The following is a 19,558-nucleotide window of genomic DNA, read 5'->3' as shown; positions in this document are numbered from 1 at the left end:
GCTCGCGGCGGGGTGGGTGGCCTGCGCGGGGCCGGCCCGGACGGATGATGCGGCGCCCGCGCCCCGGAAGGCCACGACAGGAGCAACCGTGAAGCTCGAACTCCAACTGCCCAAGGACCGCTTCCTCGCGGGCGAGAGCATCGACGTGGACCTGCGGCTGACCAACACGGGCCCGAGCTCCGTCGAGGCGCCGCTCCTCAAGGACGAGGCGAACGACTTCCCCGTGTACACCCTCACGGGACCGGGATTTCCCCAGGGAGAGACGTTCAGTTACCGCTCCGTGAAGTGGAAGGAGCCCGGCTCCGTCCCGCCCGCCACGTCTCCCATGGTCCGCTCCGTGCGGCCGGGCAGCTCGCTCGCGGGAGGCTTCCGGCTCCAGGAGTGGAAGCCGCTCGACCAGCCGGGGCGGTACACCTTGCAGGCGCGCATCGAATGGAAGGGTTGGACGGCCAGCTCGGACCCGGTGAGTTTCACGCTGGAGCCCGCGGCCTCCATGGGGGCGGGGCTGGGCGTGGATGCCGGCGTGGCGCGCCGGGGGCCTTTGCGGCTCGTCTGGCTGACGCAGGCGGCGGAGGGACGTGCGCTGGGACAGACGCTCGTCTACGAGAAGCGGCCCGACCTCGGAGAGGTGAAGCACAGCGGGGCGCAGACGCTCCGGCAGGTGGGGCCCCGGGCCACGGAGCCGTTCATCCCGTGGGCCAACTTCGACCCCGCCGAGGGGCTCTGGGGTTGGCACGGCTGGAGGGAGGAGGGCACGCTACTGGCACTCCCCATTGGCGCGGAGACGCCGCAGTCCTTCGACCTGGGCTCGCCGGCCGCGCGCCTCGTGCGTCCGGCGCTGATGGCGGCACCCTCGGGAGATCTCGACCAGTTCGTCCTCTCCGAGGATGGGCGAGAGTTGCGGTGGGTCCGCTTCTCCTTCCCCTCGGGCGAAGGCACGGCGAGCGCTCCCACCGTGCGCTGGAAGCACGTGCTGCCGGCTCCGGCGCTGGCCGCTCGCGCCGCCCTGGGCACGGTGGCCCAGGGAGGTTCCCGGCGCGTGGCACTCGTCTCGGAGGAGGGGGGCGCGCTGGTGCTGCACCTGGTGGATGTGGGAGACGGCTCCGGGCCGGCTCGGGTGCGGTCCGCGCGGGTGCCTCAGGGCCACGCGCTCCGCGCGTCCGAGCCCGGCATTGGCATCGATGACCAGGGAGGGACGCGCGTCGCCGTGGTGTTCTCCACGGACGCGGCCGGCACCCGGCTCGCGCTGGCGGAGGCCGTGTTCCCCTCCGACGCGGGCGGCGTGCCGACTGCCGGAGAGACTCCGCTGGCGTCGCTCGACAAGGGCGAGCGGGTGGCCGAGGCCGCGGTGGTGTACGGAGTCCCGGGCCCGCAAGCGCCGCATGGGTTGGTGCTGCTGGAGGGCGGAGATGCGCTGTCGGTCGCGAGTCCGGAACGGCGGTTCCGCCTGCCTTCGCCTCCGGCGCTCCCGCTGACGCCGCTGCGGCTCAACACGACGACCTACGTCGTGCTGGTCGACCCCCAGAAGGGCGCCTTCCTGGAAGGGCTGCACTGACCTCCCTCGGGCGTGCCGGCGCGGCTGGCACGCGCGCCCAGTGGGTCAGCCCGCGCGGAGCGACTTCGTGCTCCGCTCCTGGGGCGCCGACGCCAGCGCCCCGCGAATCGCATCCCGCGCCTTGCCCGCGAGCCGCAGGTCCAGCTTCTGCGCCACGGGCACGTCCGCCCGGCACTTCGGGCAGCGCGAGGCCTCCTGGCGGATGAGGGCGCCACAGCCCGCCGGGCACGTCCGCCGCGCTCGCGCCTCCATCCTTCGCGCCATCAGGCCCGCCACCATGCAGCCCACGGTGAACACAATCACCAGCGTCAGGGCCAGCGGCGCCCACAGAATCGCCGCCGCCGCCACGCCGAGCCCGAAGAAGTCCTCCGCGCGCAAGAGCCACCGGTGCGGGTGAATCAGCTCGTTCTCCAACTGCGCCACGTTCGCCTGCAGCCACTGACGCATCCACAGCGTCATCACCGCCACGCCCCCGCCAACGATGCCCACCGCCCACGGCGGCATCTGTCCCGTCTGCACGCCCACCGATGCCAGTGCCACCGTCGCGCCGCTGCCCGCGCTCAGGCCAAGCTGCGCCAGCCCCAGCAGCACGCGTAGGTCATTGTCCCGCTGCGTGAACATCTCGAAGACGAGCAGCGCCACGAAGACGCCCATCGCCTGCGGAGTCGCCATCCACACCATCTCCGGCGGCAACGCCACGTATTGGAAGTGCGACGCCAGCGCCACCAGCAGCAGGCTGCCCCCGGCGCGCGTGCCGGACGCGCTGCTCAGGCCGATGAGCTGGGAGACGAGTGCGAAGGAAATCATGGCTCAGCCTCCCACCGCCGGACCCGCGAGGAACGTATTGAGCACCCCAAGCTGCTGGAACACCCACCACAGCAGCATCCCCGCCGCCGTCGTGAGGCCCAGCAGCAGCAGCAGGAACACCACGAGGAGCGTCACCTCCCAGGGCTCCATCGGCAGCCCCCGCGCCTCGCGCTCCGTCTGCCACGCCAGGTAGCGCCGCGCGAAGATGCCCGCCGCGGCGACCTGGCTCGCGCTCAGCACCACCTTGGCCAGCGCGCCGAAGGCGGGGACGAAGGTGAGCAGTTCGTGCAGGAGGATGGCCGCCGCCACGAAGCAGCCCGCCGCCAGCCGCAGCGTCAGCCGCGACACCATCCTCCGCCGGGGCGTGAGGAACTGGAGCGCGGGCCGGACAATCGTCACGCGAATCCACACCAGCGCGACGATGAGCAGCACCGACGTGAGCAGCGGGAACCAGCTCGCCGCGAAGCCCGCCACGGCCACGGCGGCCACCGCCAGCCACAGCCGCACCGAGGCCCGCTCCGTGGCGAGCTGGTGCAGCACCTCGCGGTCCGTGGGGCTCGGCAGCGTCGCCTCGCCGCACCGGGGGCACGGCAGCCCTCGCAGCGCGGTGCCTCCGGGAATCCTCTCGGCACACGCTCGGCAGCGGCCGTTCAGCAGCAGCGCGAGCTCGTGCTCCTCGCTGCTGGCGACCGCGGTGGCGCTCATCGTCACGTCGGCTTCCCCCTCATCGGGCCCGGTTCAGGGCCCGTGGTGGGGACAAGGCTACTGGCGCGTGAAGAGGATGCCAACGGGTCGCACCAGCTCCCCCGTGGGCGGGACGAAGATGGCACCGGTGTTGCCCGAGGAGGGCAGGGGGGTGTTCGTGCGCCCATCGAAGCGGAGGATGGCACCGCGCGACTCACCACCCTGGGTGTTGTCGAAGACCACCGAGTACAGCCGGCCCGCGTCGTCGAACGTGAGGCCCCCCGTGTTGTTCGTCGGGGGCACCGTCCCGGTGTGGTTCGTGGACAGCGTGGCCTCCAGCGCGCGGGTCTCCAAATCGTAGCGCCGGATGTCGTTGGCGAAGTCGCTGACGAACAAATCGCACGCGCCGCCCGTCTGCCCACAGTCCGGACCGAAGGCCATTCCCGACAGGCGGATGTAGCCCGGCCCCGCGGGAGACAGCGCGGGCTGGTCGATGAAGACCTCGGACTGGCCGGTGGTGATGTCGTAGCGCAGCACCTGACTGGGCAGTCCGGGGAAGGTGGGCTGGCCGTCCACCGCGATGGAGCCCTGGGTCGTCACGTACAGCCGGCCATCCGGGCCGAAGGCGAGTCCACTGGGGCCGTTGAGTCCGCCCGGCTGTCCATTCCCCGTGGCGAACACGTCCACGAAGGTGCCCGTCTCCGCCTCGAAGCGGAGGATGCGGTCGGTGAGGAAGCTGGCCACGTACAGCCGGTCATCCGGTCCGAAGGCCAGTCCGTACGGGCGCACCAGCCCACGCGCCGTGGCGAACACCGTCTCGAATGCGCCCGTCTCCTCGTCGTAGCGGACCACCGCCGACTCCTCCGCCGTGGCCCCGCTGGCCACGAACAGGTCGCCATCCGGGCCGAGGACCAGCGCTTCCGGAGCGACGAGGCCCGCCGGGCCGTCGTCCGCGATGAAGTCCCCGAGGAACCCGCCCGTCTCCGCGTCGAAGCGCACCACGTTGTCCCCGCGCGAGTTGCCCACGAGCAGCACGCCGCGCCCGCGCGGTGCCTCCGGCGCGTCGTCGTCGTCATCGTCGCAGCCCGGGGTGAAGGTCAGGACGCAGGCGGCCAGCGCGGCGAGGGGCACGGACTTCCAGGGGGTACGGGCTCGGCGAGTCATGCGCCGCAGGATATGAGAGCGTCAGGTGGCCCGGGAGATGCGTGCCCCGGGAGCCAGCACGAATCTCCGCACCCGCACCTCGCGTCCTCCCGCATCCAGACACGGAGCCCAGGTCCATGCACTTCCAGCCACTCCAGGTTCCACTCCGCGACGGCCGCTCCGCCGTCATCCGCGAGGCCACGGCCAACGACGCGGCGGCCCTCTTCGTGCTGGACCGCGCCATCGTCCGGGCCCGGCAGGGCATCGTGAAGCACGAGGACGAGCTGCCCCCGGACGCGGCCACCTTCGCCGACCAGCGCGAGCGCGCCGGGCTGACGAAGCAGGATGGCTCCGCGTTTCCCCTCGTGGTGGAAGGGGAGGGCGGCGCGCTGCTGGGCGAGGCCTCCATCCTCCGCATCGGCTACCGGATGCTGCGCCACGTGGGCGTGCTCGGCATCGGCGTGCATCCCGAGGCGCAGGGGCTGGGCGTGGGCCGCCTGTTGATGCGGCACCTGCTCCAGTGGGTGCGCGCGCACCGGGACGCGGATGGACAGCGGGTGCTGCGCGTGGAGCTGCACGTGCGGGCCGACAACGCTCGCGCCATCGCCCTCTACCGCGCCCTGGGCTTCACCCACGAGGGCACGCGCCGCGCCTTCCTCCGCGCGGATGACGGCACCCTCGTGGATGACTTCCTCATGGGGCTGCTGCTCACGGACCCGGAGGGCACATAGCGCCGCCCGCGCGCAATCACTCCGCGGGGCAATACCCGGCCCGAGCGGAGGCGGGTTTGACTCGGAGAGGCGCGCCTCACCCCCGTCGCGCAAGCACCGGCCCGTGAAGCGCCCCCTCACACCGCGCGCGAGTGACGGGTCCTGAATCCTCCAGTGCGGCAATTTCACGTCGACGCTTCATTCCTGAAGTAGAATGCATCAGTCATGACGCGGCCTGTGTCCGCCTACGCCCCTCGAAGCGAGCGCAAGCCGTTGTACGTGAAGGTGGTGACGCAGCCCGCGCTCCATGGGTGCTGGGCCGTCAACATCAGCGAGACGGGCATTGGCCTCATCGCCACGCCGCGCGGGGCCTCGGACGGGCCGCGCGAGGGCGAGGAGGTGGAGCTGTCCTTCTCGCTGCCCGACTCCGGCGAGCACATCCGCGTGCGCGGGGACGTGCGGTGGCGGCATGACGCGTCCGGCGCGGTGACGGCGCTCGGGGTGAGCTTCCGCGTCTTCGAGGGCTCCGACGGGGTGAAGCTGGCGCGCTACCTGGCCACCTCGCACATCCAGGTGGTGGTGGCCTTCGCCAGCGAGGTGGAGGCCCGCGCGCTGCGTGCCGCGCTGGAAGGGCAGGCCACGCCGCACTTCGCCTCCAGCCCCAACGAGGTGCACGCGCTGCTGACGCGAGGCGACGCCGCGGCCCTCCTCGTGTGCGGGCAGGACGAGGAGGAGGCCCTGTCGCTGGTGGAGTCCCTGGCCCTGGGCCGCGCGGAGGTGGACCTGTCCGGCGCGGGCCCGCCGAGCGACCTGGCCTCGCGCATCATCTACTGCGCCCCCGCCGCCCCCGAGCGGCTGGTGGCCCTCTTCAACGCGGGCCTCATCTTCCGCGCGCTCGGGCCCCACCCCACGCAGGAGACCGTGAGGCAGGCGGTGCTGCACGCGGGCCGCGAGCATGGCGTGCGCACCGAGCAGTGGCGCATGGCGCTGGAGCTGGAGCGCAACCTCCTGCGCGAGCGGGCGCTGTCCCAGGCGCTGCCGGCGGCCCCGGGCGTGCGCGGCGAGGCCGAGGTGGGCTTTCGCAGCGTGGCCATGCAGCGGGTGATGGAGATGGTGCGCCTCGTCGCGCCGCACCGGGTGGCGGTGCTGCTGCAGGGCGAGACGGGCACCGGCAAGGAGGTGCTGGCGCGCATCCTCCACCGCCTCAGCGGACGCGGGGATGTGTCGCTGGTGGTGCAGGACTGCGGCGCCCTGTCGGAGACGCTGCTGGAGAGCGAGCTGTTCGGCCACGTGAAGGGCGCCTTCACCGGCGCGGTGGCGGACCACCCGGGCCTCTTCGTGCTCGCCAACGGCGGCACCATCTTCCTGGACGAAATCGAGAACACCACCCCCAACCTCCAGGCGAAGCTGCTGCGCGTGCTGGAGACGGGGGACGTGCGCCCGGTGGGCGGCACCCAGGTGCGCCACGTGGACGTGCGCGTGGTGGCCGCCAGCAACAAGGACCTGGGCGAGGAGGTGCGCGCCGGACGCTTCCGCGCGGACCTCTTCTACCGCCTCAACAGCTTCACCATCGACATCCCGCCCCTGCGCGAGCGGCCCGAGGACGTGCCGGAGCTGGCGCGCTTCTTCCTCGACCTCTTCAACCGCGCCCTGCGCCGCTCCGCCAGCGGCATCGCCCCGGACGCGGAGGACGCGCTGCGCGCCTATGGATGGCCGGGCAACGTGCGCGAGCTGCGCAACGTCATGGAGCGCGCGGTGCTGCTGTCCCGGCCCGGCGAGGTGGTGACGCGGCGGCTGTTGCCACCGGTGCTGGGCGCCGCCGCGCCGCCGCGCAACGAGCTGGCCAGTGACGGCTCACTGCGCGCGAGGCTGGAGCGCGTGGAGCGGGACCTCATCCGCGAGGCGCTGGAGCGCCATGGCGGCGTGTTGCGGCGCGCGGCCGTGGCGCTGGGAATGGACCCGGTGACGCTGGGCCGCCGGGCCCGGCGCCACGGCCTCTGGAAGGCGGACTAGTGGGCGCGCACCCACTGCAGCAGCGGCTTCCACACGCGCTCGCGCGCGTCGTCCGCGAGGAACAGGTCCGCGTGGCCATAGTCCAGCGCGCGGGCCGCCTCCGGCATGGTGCGGGCAATCTGCACGGTGACGTCCGTGCTGCCCAGCAGTGAGACGCTGTACACGCCGTACTGGCCCATGCCGCCCGCGGCGCCCACGTACAGCACCGGCACCTTCACCTTCTTGAGGTGGTCGTCATACGGGACGTTCTTGCCGCACGCCCACGCCTCCGTCTCCACCACCTCGTTGATGCTCTGGTACGGCGCGCTGCGCTGCGCGTACTCGTACAGGTAGGCCTCGTCGGCGATGAAGGTCAGGTCCCCCGGCAGGCCGCTGGCGTCCAGCGTGCCGGCCATCAGGTGGTAGCCCGGGGTGATGGGCTTGAGCGGCGCCAGCAGCGCGCCCGTGGACGCCGCCGAGACGATGGCCACCCGCCGGTTGGAGGGCACGCCCGTGCCGGGGCCGAACACGTCCGGCGGCAGGAGCGGGGACGGCGCGTCCGGCGCCTGCGCGGCGAGCTGGCCGATGGCCTGCAACGTGATTCCCGGAGCGGGCCCCAGCAGGCCCCCCTCCGTGCGGCCCGCGGCCTTCGCCTCGCTCAGCACGCCGTATCGCTCGCACGCCCACGCCTGCTGCTCCGCGTTCTCGGGCGCGAAGCGCACCACCATGTCCACCGGGATGAAGCCGTCCACCTGCCGCAGCCCGCGCGGCAGCAGCGCCTCCTGGTTCAGGTACGCGTAGCCCACCGCGGCGCCGCGGCTCCAGCCCAGCAGGTGCATCGAGCCCTGCGCGCTGCCCGTCATCGCCCGCACCTTGTGCGCCACCCGCAGGCCCGCGCCCACGTCCTGGGCGTGCGTGCCCAGCGTCCAGTCCGCCATGAAGGAGAAGTCCTGCGTCCCCGCGGGCACGCCCACCCACCGCAGGTCGATGCCCCACACGTCCACGCCCTCGCGCGCCAGGAACACCGCCAGCGAGCGGTCCGCCGGCGCGTGCGCCGAGCCCACGCTGGACATGAAGGCCGGCTCGAAGCCCCACCCGTCGCCGTGCACCATGAACACCGCCCGGCCCGAGCGCGCCGGCCGCCCGGGCGCGTTCTCCCGCACCACGCGGTGCACGGTGACGACGTCGTGCTCGCCCAAGCCCACCCGGACGGGCATGCGGTAGTGCGCCAGCCCGCCCGGGAGCGGCTCGCGCTCCGTGAAGCGCCGCGCGATGTGCGCCACGGCGTCCGCGTCCACCGCGCCGGCCAGCGCCGCCTCCGTGGAGGCGACTGGCAGCGGCTCCTCCCTGGAGACCGCCTCACCCCCCTCACAACCACCCAGCGTCAGACCGACCAGTGAAACACAGACAACGAACCAGAAACGCATACACAGACCTCGAGTCAGCAGAAGGGGTTGGGGAGCCGCACACCGCCGGCCCGGACTCCCCATGCCGTGCGCCCCTCTGAGCAGAATCCAAGCCACCCCCCAAACGCTTGGATTCCCTGGAGGACCTCCCAGACAGGAGCTTCACGTGTGAAGCGCACTGTGGCTCGGGCCTCTGACATGTCCTGGCAGGTGACGGACTTCCGTGCCTGCTTCATCGCTGAAGCGGGCACATCACCAGTGCGGCCTCTGCGTGCGCGGACGCAGGGCCACGGGACGTGAGAGGTGAGGGCAACGGGTGTTCGCCAATAAACACAAGCGGGTAGAACCAGCAAGAGGGGCGCAACCCTCGAGGACGGGATTCCTGACCGGGTCCTGACGGCACCAGTAAGCGCGAGGAGGTGTTGAACACACGAGTCGCTCGCACCCTCGCCGAGTGCGGGGTCGCGGACGCACATGGGGTGCGCAGTGAGTCCTACTTGGGAGGCGGCCTCATGGTGGAACCACGATTCCAGCGCAACCTCGGCGTCATCGCTCCAGCGACGATGGAGCGGCTGTCACGCACGCACGTGCTCGTCGCGGGCGTGGGCGGCGCGGGGGGACAGTGCGCGGTGGATCTGGCGCGGCTGGGCTTCGGGTGCCTGACGCTGGCGGACTTCGACACATACGAGCGGCACAACATGAACCGGCAGGCGGGCTGCTTCGAGAGCACGCTGGGCCAGTCCAAGGTGGAGGTGGTGGGGCGGATGTGCCTGGACATCCACCCGGACCTGCGGCTGCGCAGGGTGCCGGAGGGCATCACCGCCGCCAACGTGGACGCGGTGCTCGCGGGCGGCGAGGAGCTGCCGCCGGTGGACTTCGTGGTGGAGGTCATCGACATCGCGGGAGCGCGGGCCAAGGAGGCGCTCCACCGCGCGTGCCGCCAGCGCGGCGTGCCGGTGATGACGGGGCTGATGCTGGGCTTCGGCGCGGCGCTGCACGTCTTCCAGCCGGACGCGCCGCTGTACGAGCAGCTCTACATCCTGCCGGACGGCCGCATCGACCTGCCCGCCATCATCCCCCACCTGGGCAGCTACATGCTCCCGGAGTACATGGACGCGTGCTACCAGGGCCGCGGGCATGCGCCCACCTGCGTCGTGGGCGCCACCACCGCGGCGGGGATGATGGTGAGCGAGCTGATGCGCGGGGTGATGCTCGGCCCTCGCGCCATGGTGTCCTGGCCGGAGTACCTCTACGTGGACCTCTTCGACCACCGCTACGTGCGGGCGTCGCTGCTGCCCGCGCGCGAGCGGCTCACACCACGCCGCGTGAGCGCGCCTCGTGGATGAGCTTCACCCCGTCCACGCCCAGGCGCTTGCTGAGGTAGGGCGCCACCAGGTCCGCGTGCTTGTGCACCTGGAGGTACGTCTGGTCGTACGTGCGCGTCACCAGGTTGATGCCGGAGATGATGACGCGCTGGAGGTTGTACTGCAGGTCGTTGCCCTCGACGATGGCGTGAATCTCCGAGAAGAGGGGCCGCGCGTCCGACTGGAGGGTGGACAGGTTGCGCCGCTGCTCGGTGTTGGGAACGGAGGACTTGGGAGACAGGCTCGCCACCAGCACCATCGGTGGTTTGAGCTGCGCGTACGCGCCCTTCATCTGCTCGAGCACGGCCTGCGTCTCCTCCTGCGAGGGAGGTGCCTCCCAGCGCAGGAAGAAGACCCTGTCGATGAGGGCTGTCTTGTAGACCGGAGTTGCCATGGTGTCGCACTGCTCCTTCGCTTGACCGGAGTTCCCGGTGCCCCTCTCGCCAGCAAACGCATGAGCTTTCCTGGCGGTCTGGGCGCGCATGGTGCGCGTCGTGCGAGGGGACGAAATCGCACCCCGAGGCCGGCATCACCGGGAGGACAGAGCCCGCCCACGCGCAAGCCCCGCGTGTTGAGGCCCGGTCGGTTGGTGCGCTGTAGGTGTCGGGTAGCGGATGGAGCGGCGGGCGCCCGGGGCGGGAGGACACACGCCCCGGGGCCGTCATGCCGGTGCTTCGGGTGGGGCCCCGCCGCGCGAGGGGGCGGGGCTCCCGGGGGACGTCAGTTGCCGGAGATGGTCATCTGCTCGGCCGTGGCGGCGGCGATCTCCGCCTCCGAGAAGAGGATGGGGCGCCACTCCTTGCGGGAGAACAGCTGCGTCTGGTCCGCGAAGTAGGGGGACGTCGGGTCGCTCGACTCACTGTAGGTGAGCACCGCGCGGCCCTTGGGCCCGTTCTCGGTGAAGTTCATGGCCATGATGAAGCTGCTGCCGTTGTTGATGACGTAGCCCGCGTCGGTCAGGCCGGTGCGCCCGTTGAAGAGGATGCTGCCCCGGGGCGCGGTGAAGTCGGCCGCGTCCGTGGTGGACTTGAAGCTGCCGTAGCCGACGATGTTGGCGGTGCCGTCCACGTCCGTGCCGCCGTGGATGGCGATCTTCTGGCCGCGCACGCGAGGCGTGTACTGCACGTCACCCAGGCGGCTGTTGACGGCGACGCCCGCGCGGTTCAGCGCGTCCGTGGCCTGCGCGAGCCGCGTCAGTACATGGTCCTGGTTGCCGGTGGTGGACGCCGGGGCCAGCGTGTTGGGCGTCTCCAGGGGCTTCGTCGGGTCGAAGGGCACCGCGTAGAGGGGGCTGCCGGTGGCATGCGTGAGGCCCGACGCGGTCCCGGCGAACTCACGCCACACCACCGCGCCCACGCTGTCCACGTCGAAGCGCTGGTTCCACCCGGCGAGCGCGTCGCACGCCGGCTTGATGTTGACGGTGACGGTCTCGGTCGTGGGCGGGATGGTGGCGTTGTTGGTCCGGTTGTACGTCGCCGTGGTCTTCCCCTGGCAGCGCTGGACGACGTCCGCGTACAGCAGCTCGGCGGACATGCTGCGGTTGCTGAGGATGGCGTTCTCCAGCTCGGTCGGGGTGAACTTGCCGTCCGCGCCGGACGCGCCGTCCTCGCGCACCTCCATGAGCAGCTTCGCGTTCATGCGCGTGCGCAGGCTCTGCCCCACGCTCTCGCGGCCGTGCATGGGCGAGAAGCCCGTCAGCGGCTGCAGCGGGTTGGCCAGCCAGTAGCTGTCGTTGGCGTTGAAGACGAAGTCGGTGCGGTCCAGCTGGGGCACCTTGCTGAACGGGACGATGCCGGGGCTGCGGGCGCCGGCCTCGTTCTGCCACTCGTTCATGGCCTTGCTGCCGTCCAGCAGCACCAGGCTCTGCTGCTGGGCGAAGGTGGCGATCTGCGGGTCACCGCCAGCGACGGCCGCGAGCCAGGCCGAGCGGGCCTCGGCCGACAGGTTGGGCGTGGGCGTGGCGTCCGTGTACCAGGTGTTGCCCTGCGGGTCGGCCGCCATGGTGTTCACCCAGGGGATGCCCTGGACCCGATTGTAGACGTCCTTGAACTCCTGGAGGCTGCGCGCCTTGTCCATGCCCAGGAACTGGGCCATGAGCTGGGTGTTGTCGATGTTGGCGTCGCGGAAGCTGTAGGCGTACTCCTGGGTCCACTCCATCGCCCCGACCTTGGCCACCGCGTCCGACATGCCCGGCTGGCGGGGGATGACGAACATGGGCCCGTAGTGGCTGGTGTACATCGTCCGGGTGACGTTGGTCGTGGAGCCCTCGGGCAGCTTCACCAGGATGGAGATCTTGTGCGGCGTCATCTGCCGCTCCTGGCCCTCGTACAGGTAGGTGGTGGGCTTGTCCTTCACGAGCGGCAGCCGGTACATCGTCATGCGCTGGCCGGAGGAGAAGGTGTGCGTCCAGGCCACGTTCTCGTTGAAGCCGATGAGCACCGCGGGCACGCCCATCAGGCCCACGCCGTACACGTTCAGCTCACCCGGCACGGTGAGGTGGCTCTCCCACAGCTTGAGCTCGCCCTCCCAGGGGAAGTGCGGGTTGGCCACCACCATGCCGCGGCCGTTGGCGGACTTGTCCTTGCCCAGGGCCCAGCCGTTGCTGCCCACCTGCTGCGCGTCCGGCCGGGTGAACTTGAAGCTGCCCGGGGGGGGAACGCCCAGCCCGCCAGCGCCCGCCGTGGGGGGCTGCGCCGCGGCCATGGCGAGGATGAGCTGGTAGCTGCTGGCCGCCAGGCCCACGCTGATGTGGTACGCCAGCAGGTCGGTCTCGTTGATGGGCTGCACCCAGTCCGCGCCCTTGCACGGCTGGGGCAGGTTGGCCGCCGGCGTCTCCGACAGGTAGCGGTTGAAGCCCGCGGCGTAGCCCTTCAGCAGCGCCTGCAGCTCCGCCGGCTGGTCGGGGAAGCTCTTGCGGGCGCGCGAGGGCAGGTCCAGCAGGCGGTACGTGAAGTCGCTGCCGGCGATGGACTGGCCGTCGCCGGGGCCGAAGTACCGGGCGCGCTCACCCTTCACCTTGAGGATCTGCTCCGCCAGGATGCAGACGTGGTCCTTGGCGAAGGCATAGCCCTGGCCGTAGCCCAGGCTGCCCATGTCCTTGGCCTGGATGTGGGGGATGCCGTGCGCCGTGCGGCGGATGGTCGCCTCGTAGGTGGGCGTCGTCGGCGTGGGGGTCGGCGGGGGCGGCTCTTCATCATCGTCGCCACACGCGGTGGCCACCGTCAGGGTCAGTCCGGCGAGAAGGGAGAGCTGCCAGCGGGTGCGCCGGGTGACCGGGAGCACTCCGCGCGGAGAAGACGCAGGAGGAGTTGAGTGCATAAGTTCGCGAGCGTACGGACGGCGTGATTTCAACGTCAAAAGTTTTCCGGGAATGAACATTTTCCCACCCCAGCGTACCAGACGCGAATGACAGGAAGGAGGCTACCGGCAGTGAAGACACGGTGTGCTAGGAGAGCGCGGATATGACGACCGAGCAGCATCCCGCCCGCCGCCCGCGCCGCCACTTCTCGATGATCCGCACCTTCGTGCTGGCCGACTTCGTCACGCTCGGCAACGGCTTCGCGGGGGCGGGGGCCATCCTCTCCGCGATGCAGTTCCTGGCCTCGGGGGAGCGAGGCTGGCTGTGGCTGGCCTTCGGGCTGATGCCGCTGGCGCTGCTCCTGGACTTCCTCGACGGGCGCATTGCCCGGTGGCGCTTCAAGAAGTCCCCCCTGGGGGCGGACCTGGACTCGCTGGCGGACGTCATCTCCTTCGGCATGGCGCCGGCGGCGCTGGCCTTCGCGGTGGGGATGCGGGGGGCGCTGGACGTGGCGGTGCTCCTGTACTTCGTCGCGTGCGGCATCAGCCGGCTGGCGCGCTTCAACGTCACGTCCGCGGAGCTGGCGGATGAGTCGGGGAAGGTGAAGTACTTCGAGGGTACACCCATACCCACCAGCCTGGCGCTCGTCATGGTGCTGGCGGTGGCCACCTGGAATGATCGTATCGGCGACACGCTGCTGGGTGGGGTGTGGGAGTTGGGACCTGTGACGCTGCACCCGCTGGTGCTGCTGTACCTGGCGAGCGGCAGCGCGATGATCAGCAAGACACTGCGCATCCCCAAAATCTGAAAGCGGACAGGGCCTCGCCCCGGGGCCCCGGTTTTCCCTCCGTGGGTGGTTGCCCGCCCTGGGGTGGGTGCCTAGCTTCGCCACCGATTCGTCCAAGCTCCCCCATGTGGGGAGAAGGGCGATCCTGGGTGATGGGTGTGGGGAAGGGGTGGGAGCCATGACGGGGCGCTTGGGCTATCTGGCCCTCGCGGTGGTGGTGCTGCTGGGCGGGTGCGCGGACCGGGAGCGTTCGTCGCTCGCGGACGGGCGGCTGACGGCGACACCTGGCGGGGTGGACTTCCAGAAGGTCGCCATCTTCGACGCGCGCGAGGCGGAAGTGACGCTGCGCAACGTGGGGCGCGCGCGCATCAACGTGAATGAGGTCTGGGTGGAGGGGCCCGAGGGCGCGTACCTCGCGGATTTCACCCAGTCGGGCGCCCAGGATTTGCAGCCGGGGAGCGCGTCCACGCTGAAGGTACGCTTCGCGCCGCCGAAGCCGGGGGCGCTGCCGGCCATGCTGGTGGTGCGCTCGGACACGCGCATCGAGCCGCTCCTGAGGATTCCGCTCAGCGGCATGGGCGTGGCCGCGTGGGCGGAGGTGTCGCCCAGGCGGCTGGACTTCGGCCGCATCGAGGCGGACGCGTCCAAGACGCTGTCGGTGACGCTGGAGAACGGCTCGGAGATGGCGGTGGAGGTGACGCCGCGCATGGTGGGCGCCGACCGCGACGAGTTCGTCGTGGCGCCGGTGACGCTGGCGGCGGGGGAGCGCAAGGACATCTTGGTGACGTTCAACCCGGTGCGCGTGGGCCGCAAGCAGGTGGCGCTGGCGGTGGCGCCCTGCCGCGGCTGCGCGGACGTGCCGGTGCAGGTGGCCGCCGAGGCGCTGGAGCGGGCGGTGGTGGCCGAGCCCGAGGTGGTGGACTTCGGCGCGGTGCCGGTGGACCGCGAGGCCCACCGGGAGTCGCGCATCCGCAACATCAGCACCGAGCCGGTGACGGTGACGCGGCTGACGCTGGAGGGCAAGGACGTGTCCTTCAGCCAGAACAACCCGGGCTTCCCGCTGGTGCTCCAGCCGGGCGAGGTGCGCGGCTTCCAGCTGCGCTACAGCCCGGACCACCAGGGCCCCGCGCAGGACACCGCAGTGTACCACGTGGAGAGCCGGCGCCACCCGACGCTGCCCGTGGGCCTGCGCGGCTACGGCGGCGCGGCGGAGCTGTGCGTGTCGCCCCTGTCGTATGACTTCGGCAATCAGCCGCTGGGCTCGAAGACGCGCGTCATCGTCAACGTGAAGAACTGCGGCTCGTCCAACGCGGGCGAGCTCACCCTGCAGACGCTGGCGTGGCAGCCGGTGGACGGCGCGCCGCAGTTCAACCACACGCCGCTGGCCATGCCGCACGTGCTGCGGCCGGGCCAGGAGGTCAACATCGAGGTGTTCTACGAGCCCACGAGCACGGGCTCGGCGTCCGGCGCGCTGGTGATGACGACCAACGCCTTCTCCGCGGCCACGGTGCAGATGGACTTCCGCGGCCGCGCCGAGGCGCACGCCCCCTGCAACCTCACCGTCACCCCGCTGGCGCTGGACTTCGGCACGGTGCCGCCGCAGCAGGGCGCGGTGCTGGGCGTGAAGCTGGAGAACAAGGGCACGGACCTGTGCCCGGTGAAGAACATCCAGCTGCGTGACAACGGCGGCGGCGTGTTCGGCATGCCGGGCGGCGCGCTGTACGGCGGCATCATGTACCCGGGCGACTGGTTCAGCTTCCAGGTGTCCTTCACGTCGCCCCCGGCGGGCGGCAGCTTCACCGGCATGCTCCAGGTGGAGCAGATGGACCCGGCCAACCCGGTCATCCTGGTGCCGCTGCGCGCCAACTCGCAGGCCGCGTGCCTCGTGGCCTCGCGCCGCTACGTGGACTGGGGCGTGGCGCGCCGCGACTGCCCGCCCGAGCCGCAGGAGGTGAACTTCCTCAACGCGTGCACCGCGCCGGTGACGGTGGACAACATCTGGATTGGCCCCGGCACCACGGACTCGGAGTTCGCCATCGACCATACGCCCAATCCCATGCCCTTCACCGTGCAGCCCAACCAGGGCTTCACGGTGGGCGTGGACTACTTCGCGCAGGTCTACGGCATGAACCTGTCGCCCCTGTACGTGGGCTCCAGTGATTTGCCGGAGCCGCTGATGGTGCCGCTCATCGGCGAGTCCTCCAAGCGCGTGGAGAAGACGGACACCTTCGTGCAGCAGGACGTGAGCAAGGTGGACGTGCTCTTCGTGGTGGACAACACGGACTCGATGACGGCGGAGCACCCGCGGCTGGTGGAGGCGGTGCCCACCTTCGTGGACACGGCGCGGGAGAAGAACGTCAACCTGCACGTGGCCGTCACGACGACGGGCATCCAGCCCTCGCCGCAGTCCGACCCGGCGAACGACTGCCCCGGTGGCGCGCTGGGCGGCGAGGCCGGCCGCTTCTTCCCGGCGGACAACACGTTCAACCGCATCCTCACCAGCGCGATGCCGGACCTGGCGGAGCAGCTCCAGCGCAACGTGCAGGTGGGCAAGTGCGCCGAGGTGGAGGAGGGCTTCGAGGCCATGCGCCGCGCGCTGTCGCGGCCGCTGGTGAACAACGCGGACGACCCGCGCACCCGCCTGCCGCGCGACGGCAACGCCGGCTTCCTGCGTGACGAGGCCGCGCTGGTGGTGCTCTTCGTCAGCGACGAGGACGACCACTCGCCCGACGCGGTGGAGACGTACGTGCAGTGGGCGCAGGAGCTCAAGGGCGTCAACCAGCCGCAGCGCGCCACGTTCTACGCCATCGCCCCTCCGGCCAACGGCTGCGACACGGCGGGCGGCGCGGGCACGCGCTACGCGGAGGCCACCGCCCGCACCGGCGGCGAGGTCGTCACCGTGTGCGCGCCGGACTACCGGCCCCTGCTTCGCGCGGTGGCGGACAAGGCCTTCTCCGCGCAGACGCGCTTCCCGCTCAGCGAGGAGCCCACGCCGGGCACCATCGTCGTGGAGGTCAACGGCTCGCCGGTGACGACGGGCTGGAGCTACGACGGCGCCAGCAACAGCGTCGTGTTCGCCAACGTGCCGGGCCCGGGCGCGCGCATCTCCATCACCTACCGCCGCTCGTGCGCCTCGCTGTAGCGCGAGCAGGCAAGCAGCGGATGTGAGCCAGTCGAAGGGCCGCGCATCCGGCCCTCGACGTTCATGTCAGTCCCCGGTGCTACAGGTCTGCTCCTGGCTGTGCGGATGACCAGAAAATTGGAGGGGACCTCGCGGTGTGTACCCTGAGGTCGTACCCGCTGCTGCCGAGGAGGCACCCGGTGAGCTCCCAAGACATGGATGGAACGACGACGACCGCGGCGCGCGCGCCGGTGCGCGCCCCCGGGCTGCGCGTCATCCGGGGGGAGGGGCAGCGGAGGCAGGAGCCGCTCGCCTCCCGGGACGCTGTCGCGCGGGTGTTGATGGAGGCGGGGGCGGACATGCTGCTCAAGCGCATCAGCACGGCGCGAGCGGCGGAAATCGAGCGGATGGTGGACCGGGTGCTGGACCTGTTCGACCGGGTGGACGCGGCGCCGGTGCTGATGCCGGTGCTGAAGCGGCACCTGGACGAGCTGGAGGCGCTCATGCGGGAAACCCGCGAGGTCCGGGCCGCCCGGCGGTAGCCGGCGCGTGAAGGACACCGCCAGGAGGTTTGACCCCCCTGGCGGGTGGGCTTACGCTCGGGGCCTTCTCCGCGCCCGGAGCCTGGGAGCCAGCCGAGGCGTGGCAGCTCCAGGGGGAGCGGTCGGGTCGCCGTGTCCATCGAAACCTATGGCAGCTACCAGCTCCTGAAGCGTCTCGCCACGGGCGGGATGGCGCAGATCTACCTGGCGCGGCGCCAGGGGCCGGAGGCGTCCGACAGGCTGCTGGTGGTCAAGCGCATCCTCCCGCACCTCACGGAGAACGACGACTTCATCAAGATGTTCCTGGACGAGGCGCGCATCGCCGCCCGGCTCAACCACGCCAACGTGGTGCAGATCTTCGACCTGGGCGCGCAGGACGACTCGTTCTTCATCGCCATGGAGTACATCCATGGCGAGGACGTGCGGAAGCTGGTGAAGCAGGCGGAGGCGCTGGGGCAGTCGCTGCCGGTGCCGCTGGTGTGCCGCATCCTCATCGGCGCGTGCGCGGGGTTGGACTACGCGCACAAGCGGACGGACCCCGCCACGGGCCGGCCGCTGGGCATCGTCCACCGCGACGTGTCCCCGCAGAACATCCTCGTGACGTTCGAGGGTGGGGTGAAGGTGGTGGACTTCGGCATCGCCAAGGCGGCGGACCAGGCCACCGTCACGCGCTCCGGGGTGCTGAAGGGGAAGTACGCGTACATGTCCCCGGAGCAGGCGGCGGGGCAGCGCGTGGACTGCCGCGCGGACATCTTCGCGCTGGGCGTGGTGCTGTACGAGCTGCTCACCGGCGCGCGGCTGTTCAAGCGTCCCACGGACATCCAGACGCTGTCGGCGGTGTCGGAGTGCAAGGTGGTGCCGCCGTCGCAGGTGTCGTCGCGCGTGCCGCCGGACCTGGACGCCATCGTCATGCGGGCGCTCGCGAGGGACGCGGCGGAGCGCTACCAGGAGGCGGCGCAGCTGCAGCAGGCGCTGGAGGCGTGGCTGGCCACGCACCGGCTGCCGGGCTCCACCGCGCACCTAGCCGCGTTCATGAAGGAGCTGTTCGCCGAGCGGCTGGCGGAGGAGGCCCGCCTGGGCGAGGTGCAGGTGGAGGACTCGGAGTCCTCGCCGCTGCCTCCCCGTCCCGAGCCTCCCCCGAAGCGCACGGGCACGAGGCCGGCGCTGCCCCGGACGACGTCCTCGCCGGCCGTGGAGGCGACGGCCGCGCAGCGTCCCCGCGCCGCGTCGCGGCCGGGACGGCCCGAGGCGGAGTCCGAGCCCGAGCGTCCGGCACCGCGGTCCATGACGGGCACGCGGCGCGCGCTGGAGGCGTCGAACGAGCGCCCCTCGCGCGTGGTGCCGGCGCCGCCCCCGGTGGTGGAGGAGGACGAGGAAGGGCCCACGCAGGACGTGGGCGCCACCCTGCGGGGGACGTTGTCGGACGTGACGGAGCCGCCGCCGCTGCTGGCCGTGCGCTCGGTGTCGCGGGTGATGCCCCAGGGCGGCCGGCCCGACGCGCCTCCGTACCCGGTGCGGGGCGATGACGACGCGCCCACGCTGGCCATGCCGGAGCTGCCGCGGAACTCGCGCGTGGTGCCGGTGCGGCCGGCCGAGGAAGAGGACGACGAGGACGCGCCCACGCTGTCGCTGGCCTTGTCGCCGCGCGCGCTCCGGCCCCCGGCGCCCCGGCCGCGTCCGGTGGCGGCGCCGCCACCGGGGCTCCCGTGGTGGCAGTGGGCGGCGGGTGGCGCGCTGGCGGTGGCCGTGGTGCTGGCCCTGCTGGTGTGGGCCTGGCCGGCGCCTCCGCGCGTCTCGGTGTGGTTGGAGACGGAGCCGAAGGGGGCCTCGGTGGTCTTCGAGGGCCAGCCGCTCGTGGGGCGCACGCCGCTGAAGCTTCCCGAGGTGGAGGCCGGCCGCTACTCCGTCGTGCTGAACCTGGACGGCCACCAGGAGCTGCGGACCACGGTGGACATCCATGACACCGGCACGGTGTCACCCTCGCGCCTGCGGCTGGTGAAGGTGGAGGCCCGCGAGACGGCCTCGGTGGTGACGTTCCCCCGGAATGGGGCCGCCCTGGTGCCGGTGCGGGTGGAGACGGTACCCGTGGCCACGGTCTCCGTGAACGGGCAGAAGCTGGGGCTGTCTCCGGTGCGGGTGATGGCCTGTC

General features: G+C 71.6%; 14 protein-coding genes. 8 read left to right on the top strand and 6 right to left on the bottom strand.

All coding sequences use genetic code 11. The features are described from left to right. Nucleotides 1–88 precede the first annotated feature (88 nt). Nucleotides 89–1,555, top strand: coding sequence for a hypothetical protein (locus tag HG543_RS20450; protein ID WP_169346494.1), 1,467 nt, complete (start codon nucleotides 89–91; stop codon nucleotides 1,553–1,555). Nucleotides 1,556–1,600: 45 nt separating this feature from the next. Here HG543_RS20450 and HG543_RS20445 read toward each other — a convergent pair whose 3' ends face one another. From HG543_RS20445 to HG543_RS20435, 3 genes are read right to left on the bottom strand one after another with little or no spacing between them, the layout of a single operon-like run. Beyond that, nucleotides 1,601–2,362 carry a DUF4126 domain-containing protein gene (locus HG543_RS20445; RefSeq protein ID WP_169346493.1) on the bottom strand — a complete coding sequence of 254 codons (762 nt, stop codon included), beginning with the start codon at nucleotides 2,360–2,362 and terminating at the stop codon, nucleotides 1,601–1,603. A 3-nt stretch (nucleotides 2,363–2,365) separates the two neighbouring features. Continuing rightward, the gene (locus HG543_RS20440) at nucleotides 2,366–3,067 is read right to left on the bottom strand and encodes a hypothetical protein (protein ID WP_169346492.1); all 702 of its coding nucleotides are present in this window, start codon (nucleotides 3,065–3,067) and stop codon (nucleotides 2,366–2,368) included. A 57-nt stretch (nucleotides 3,068–3,124) separates the two neighbouring features. Next, nucleotides 3,125–4,177: a Vgb family protein gene (locus tag HG543_RS20435; protein ID WP_169346491.1), complete on the bottom strand. Its 1,053-nt coding sequence runs from the start codon at nucleotides 4,175–4,177 to the stop codon at nucleotides 3,125–3,127. Nucleotides 4,178–4,326: 149 nt separating this feature from the next. Between HG543_RS20435 and HG543_RS20430 the strand changes: the two genes are divergently transcribed. Continuing rightward, nucleotides 4,327–4,920, top strand: coding sequence for a GNAT family N-acetyltransferase (locus HG543_RS20430; protein ID WP_169346490.1), 594 nt, complete (start codon nucleotides 4,327–4,329; stop codon nucleotides 4,918–4,920). Nucleotides 4,921–5,124: 204 nt separating this feature from the next. Continuing rightward, nucleotides 5,125–6,912 carry a sigma 54-interacting transcriptional regulator gene (locus tag HG543_RS20425; protein WP_171817907.1) on the top strand — a complete coding sequence of 596 codons (1,788 nt, stop codon included), beginning with the start codon at nucleotides 5,125–5,127 and terminating at the stop codon, nucleotides 6,910–6,912. Here the strand turns inward: HG543_RS20425 and HG543_RS20420 are convergent. Further along, nucleotides 6,909–8,318, bottom strand: a complete 1,410-nt coding sequence (locus HG543_RS20420) for an alpha/beta fold hydrolase (protein WP_171817908.1) — start codon at nucleotides 8,316–8,318, stop codon at nucleotides 6,909–6,911. The genes HG543_RS20425 and HG543_RS20420 overlap by 4 nt on opposite strands. Nucleotides 8,319–8,809: 491 nt before the next feature. On the opposite strand from HG543_RS20420, the gene HG543_RS20415 reads away from it, so the two are divergent. After that, a complete protein-coding gene (locus HG543_RS20415; protein WP_169346489.1) occupies nucleotides 8,810–9,643 on the top strand; it encodes a ThiF family adenylyltransferase in 834 nt (277 codons plus the stop codon). Here HG543_RS20415 and HG543_RS20410 read toward each other — a convergent pair. Both HG543_RS20410 and HG543_RS20405 read right to left on the bottom strand, forming a co-directional pair. After that, nucleotides 9,609–10,055: a DofA protein gene (locus HG543_RS20410; protein ID WP_169346488.1), complete on the bottom strand. Its 447-nt coding sequence runs from the start codon at nucleotides 10,053–10,055 to the stop codon at nucleotides 9,609–9,611. The two genes, HG543_RS20415 and HG543_RS20410, sit on opposite strands and share 35 nt — an antisense overlap. Before the next feature lie 326 nt (nucleotides 10,056–10,381). Beyond that, nucleotides 10,382–12,943, bottom strand: coding sequence for a penicillin acylase family protein (locus HG543_RS20405; RefSeq protein ID WP_343073401.1), 2,562 nt, complete (start codon nucleotides 12,941–12,943; stop codon nucleotides 10,382–10,384). Nucleotides 12,944–13,122: 179 nt separating this feature from the next. On the opposite strand from HG543_RS20405, the gene pssA reads away from it, so the two are divergent. From pssA to HG543_RS20385, 4 genes are all read left to right on the top strand, one after another. Then, nucleotides 13,123–13,767, top strand: coding sequence for a CDP-diacylglycerol--serine O-phosphatidyltransferase (gene pssA / locus HG543_RS20400; RefSeq protein WP_169346486.1), 645 nt, complete (start codon nucleotides 13,123–13,125; stop codon nucleotides 13,765–13,767). Between the two features lie 157 nt (nucleotides 13,768–13,924). Next, nucleotides 13,925–16,888: a choice-of-anchor D domain-containing protein gene (locus HG543_RS20395; RefSeq protein WP_169346485.1), complete on the top strand. Its 2,964-nt coding sequence runs from the start codon at nucleotides 13,925–13,927 to the stop codon at nucleotides 16,886–16,888. Nucleotides 16,889–17,022: 134 nt separating this feature from the next. Next, on the top strand, nucleotides 17,023–17,409 hold the full coding sequence (locus tag HG543_RS20390; protein WP_169346484.1) for a hypothetical protein: 387 nt from the start codon (nucleotides 17,023–17,025) through the stop codon (nucleotides 17,407–17,409). Nucleotides 17,410–17,541: 132 nt separating this feature from the next. After that, a partial coding sequence (locus HG543_RS20385) for a protein kinase domain-containing protein (RefSeq protein ID WP_169346483.1) occupies nucleotides 17,542–19,558 on the top strand: 2,017 nt, incomplete at its 3' end.

Origin of the sequence: Pyxidicoccus fallax, from assembly GCF_012933655.1 — a bacterium.
In the GTDB taxonomy this organism is placed as follows: domain Bacteria; phylum Myxococcota; class Myxococcia; order Myxococcales; family Myxococcaceae; genus Myxococcus; species Myxococcus fallax.
The sequence above is the reverse complement of the archived record's forward strand: the minus strand, read 5'-3'. Positions and strand labels throughout refer to the sequence as shown.

What these genes read in the sequence shown, in the direction of transcription:
- HG543_RS20430 (WP_169346490.1), top strand. Translation starts at nt 4,327, where the DNA reads ATGCACTTCCAGCCACTCCAGGTTCCACTCCGCGACGGCCGCTCCGCC.
- HG543_RS20420 (WP_171817908.1), bottom strand. Translation starts at nt 8,318, where the DNA reads ATGCGTTTCTGGTTCGTTGTCTGTGTTTCACTGGTCGGTCTGACGCTG.
- HG543_RS20410 (WP_169346488.1), bottom strand. Translation starts at nt 10,055, where the DNA reads ATGGCAACTCCGGTCTACAAGACAGCCCTCATCGACAGGGTCTTCTTC.
- HG543_RS20425 (WP_171817907.1), top strand. Translation starts at nt 5,125, where the DNA reads ATGACGCGGCCTGTGTCCGCCTACGCCCCTCGAAGCGAGCGCAAGCCG.
- pssA (WP_169346486.1), top strand. Translation starts at nt 13,123, where the DNA reads ATGACGACCGAGCAGCATCCCGCCCGCCGCCCGCGCCGCCACTTCTCG.
- HG543_RS20445 (WP_169346493.1), bottom strand. Translation starts at nt 2,362, where the DNA reads ATGATTTCCTTCGCACTCGTCTCCCAGCTCATCGGCCTGAGCAGCGCG.
- HG543_RS20440 (WP_169346492.1), bottom strand. Translation starts at nt 3,067, where the DNA reads ATGAGCGCCACCGCGGTCGCCAGCAGCGAGGAGCACGAGCTCGCGCTG.
- HG543_RS20395 (WP_169346485.1), top strand. Translation starts at nt 13,925, where the DNA reads ATGACGGGGCGCTTGGGCTATCTGGCCCTCGCGGTGGTGGTGCTGCTG.
- HG543_RS20415 (WP_169346489.1), top strand. Translation starts at nt 8,810, where the DNA reads ATGGTGGAACCACGATTCCAGCGCAACCTCGGCGTCATCGCTCCAGCG.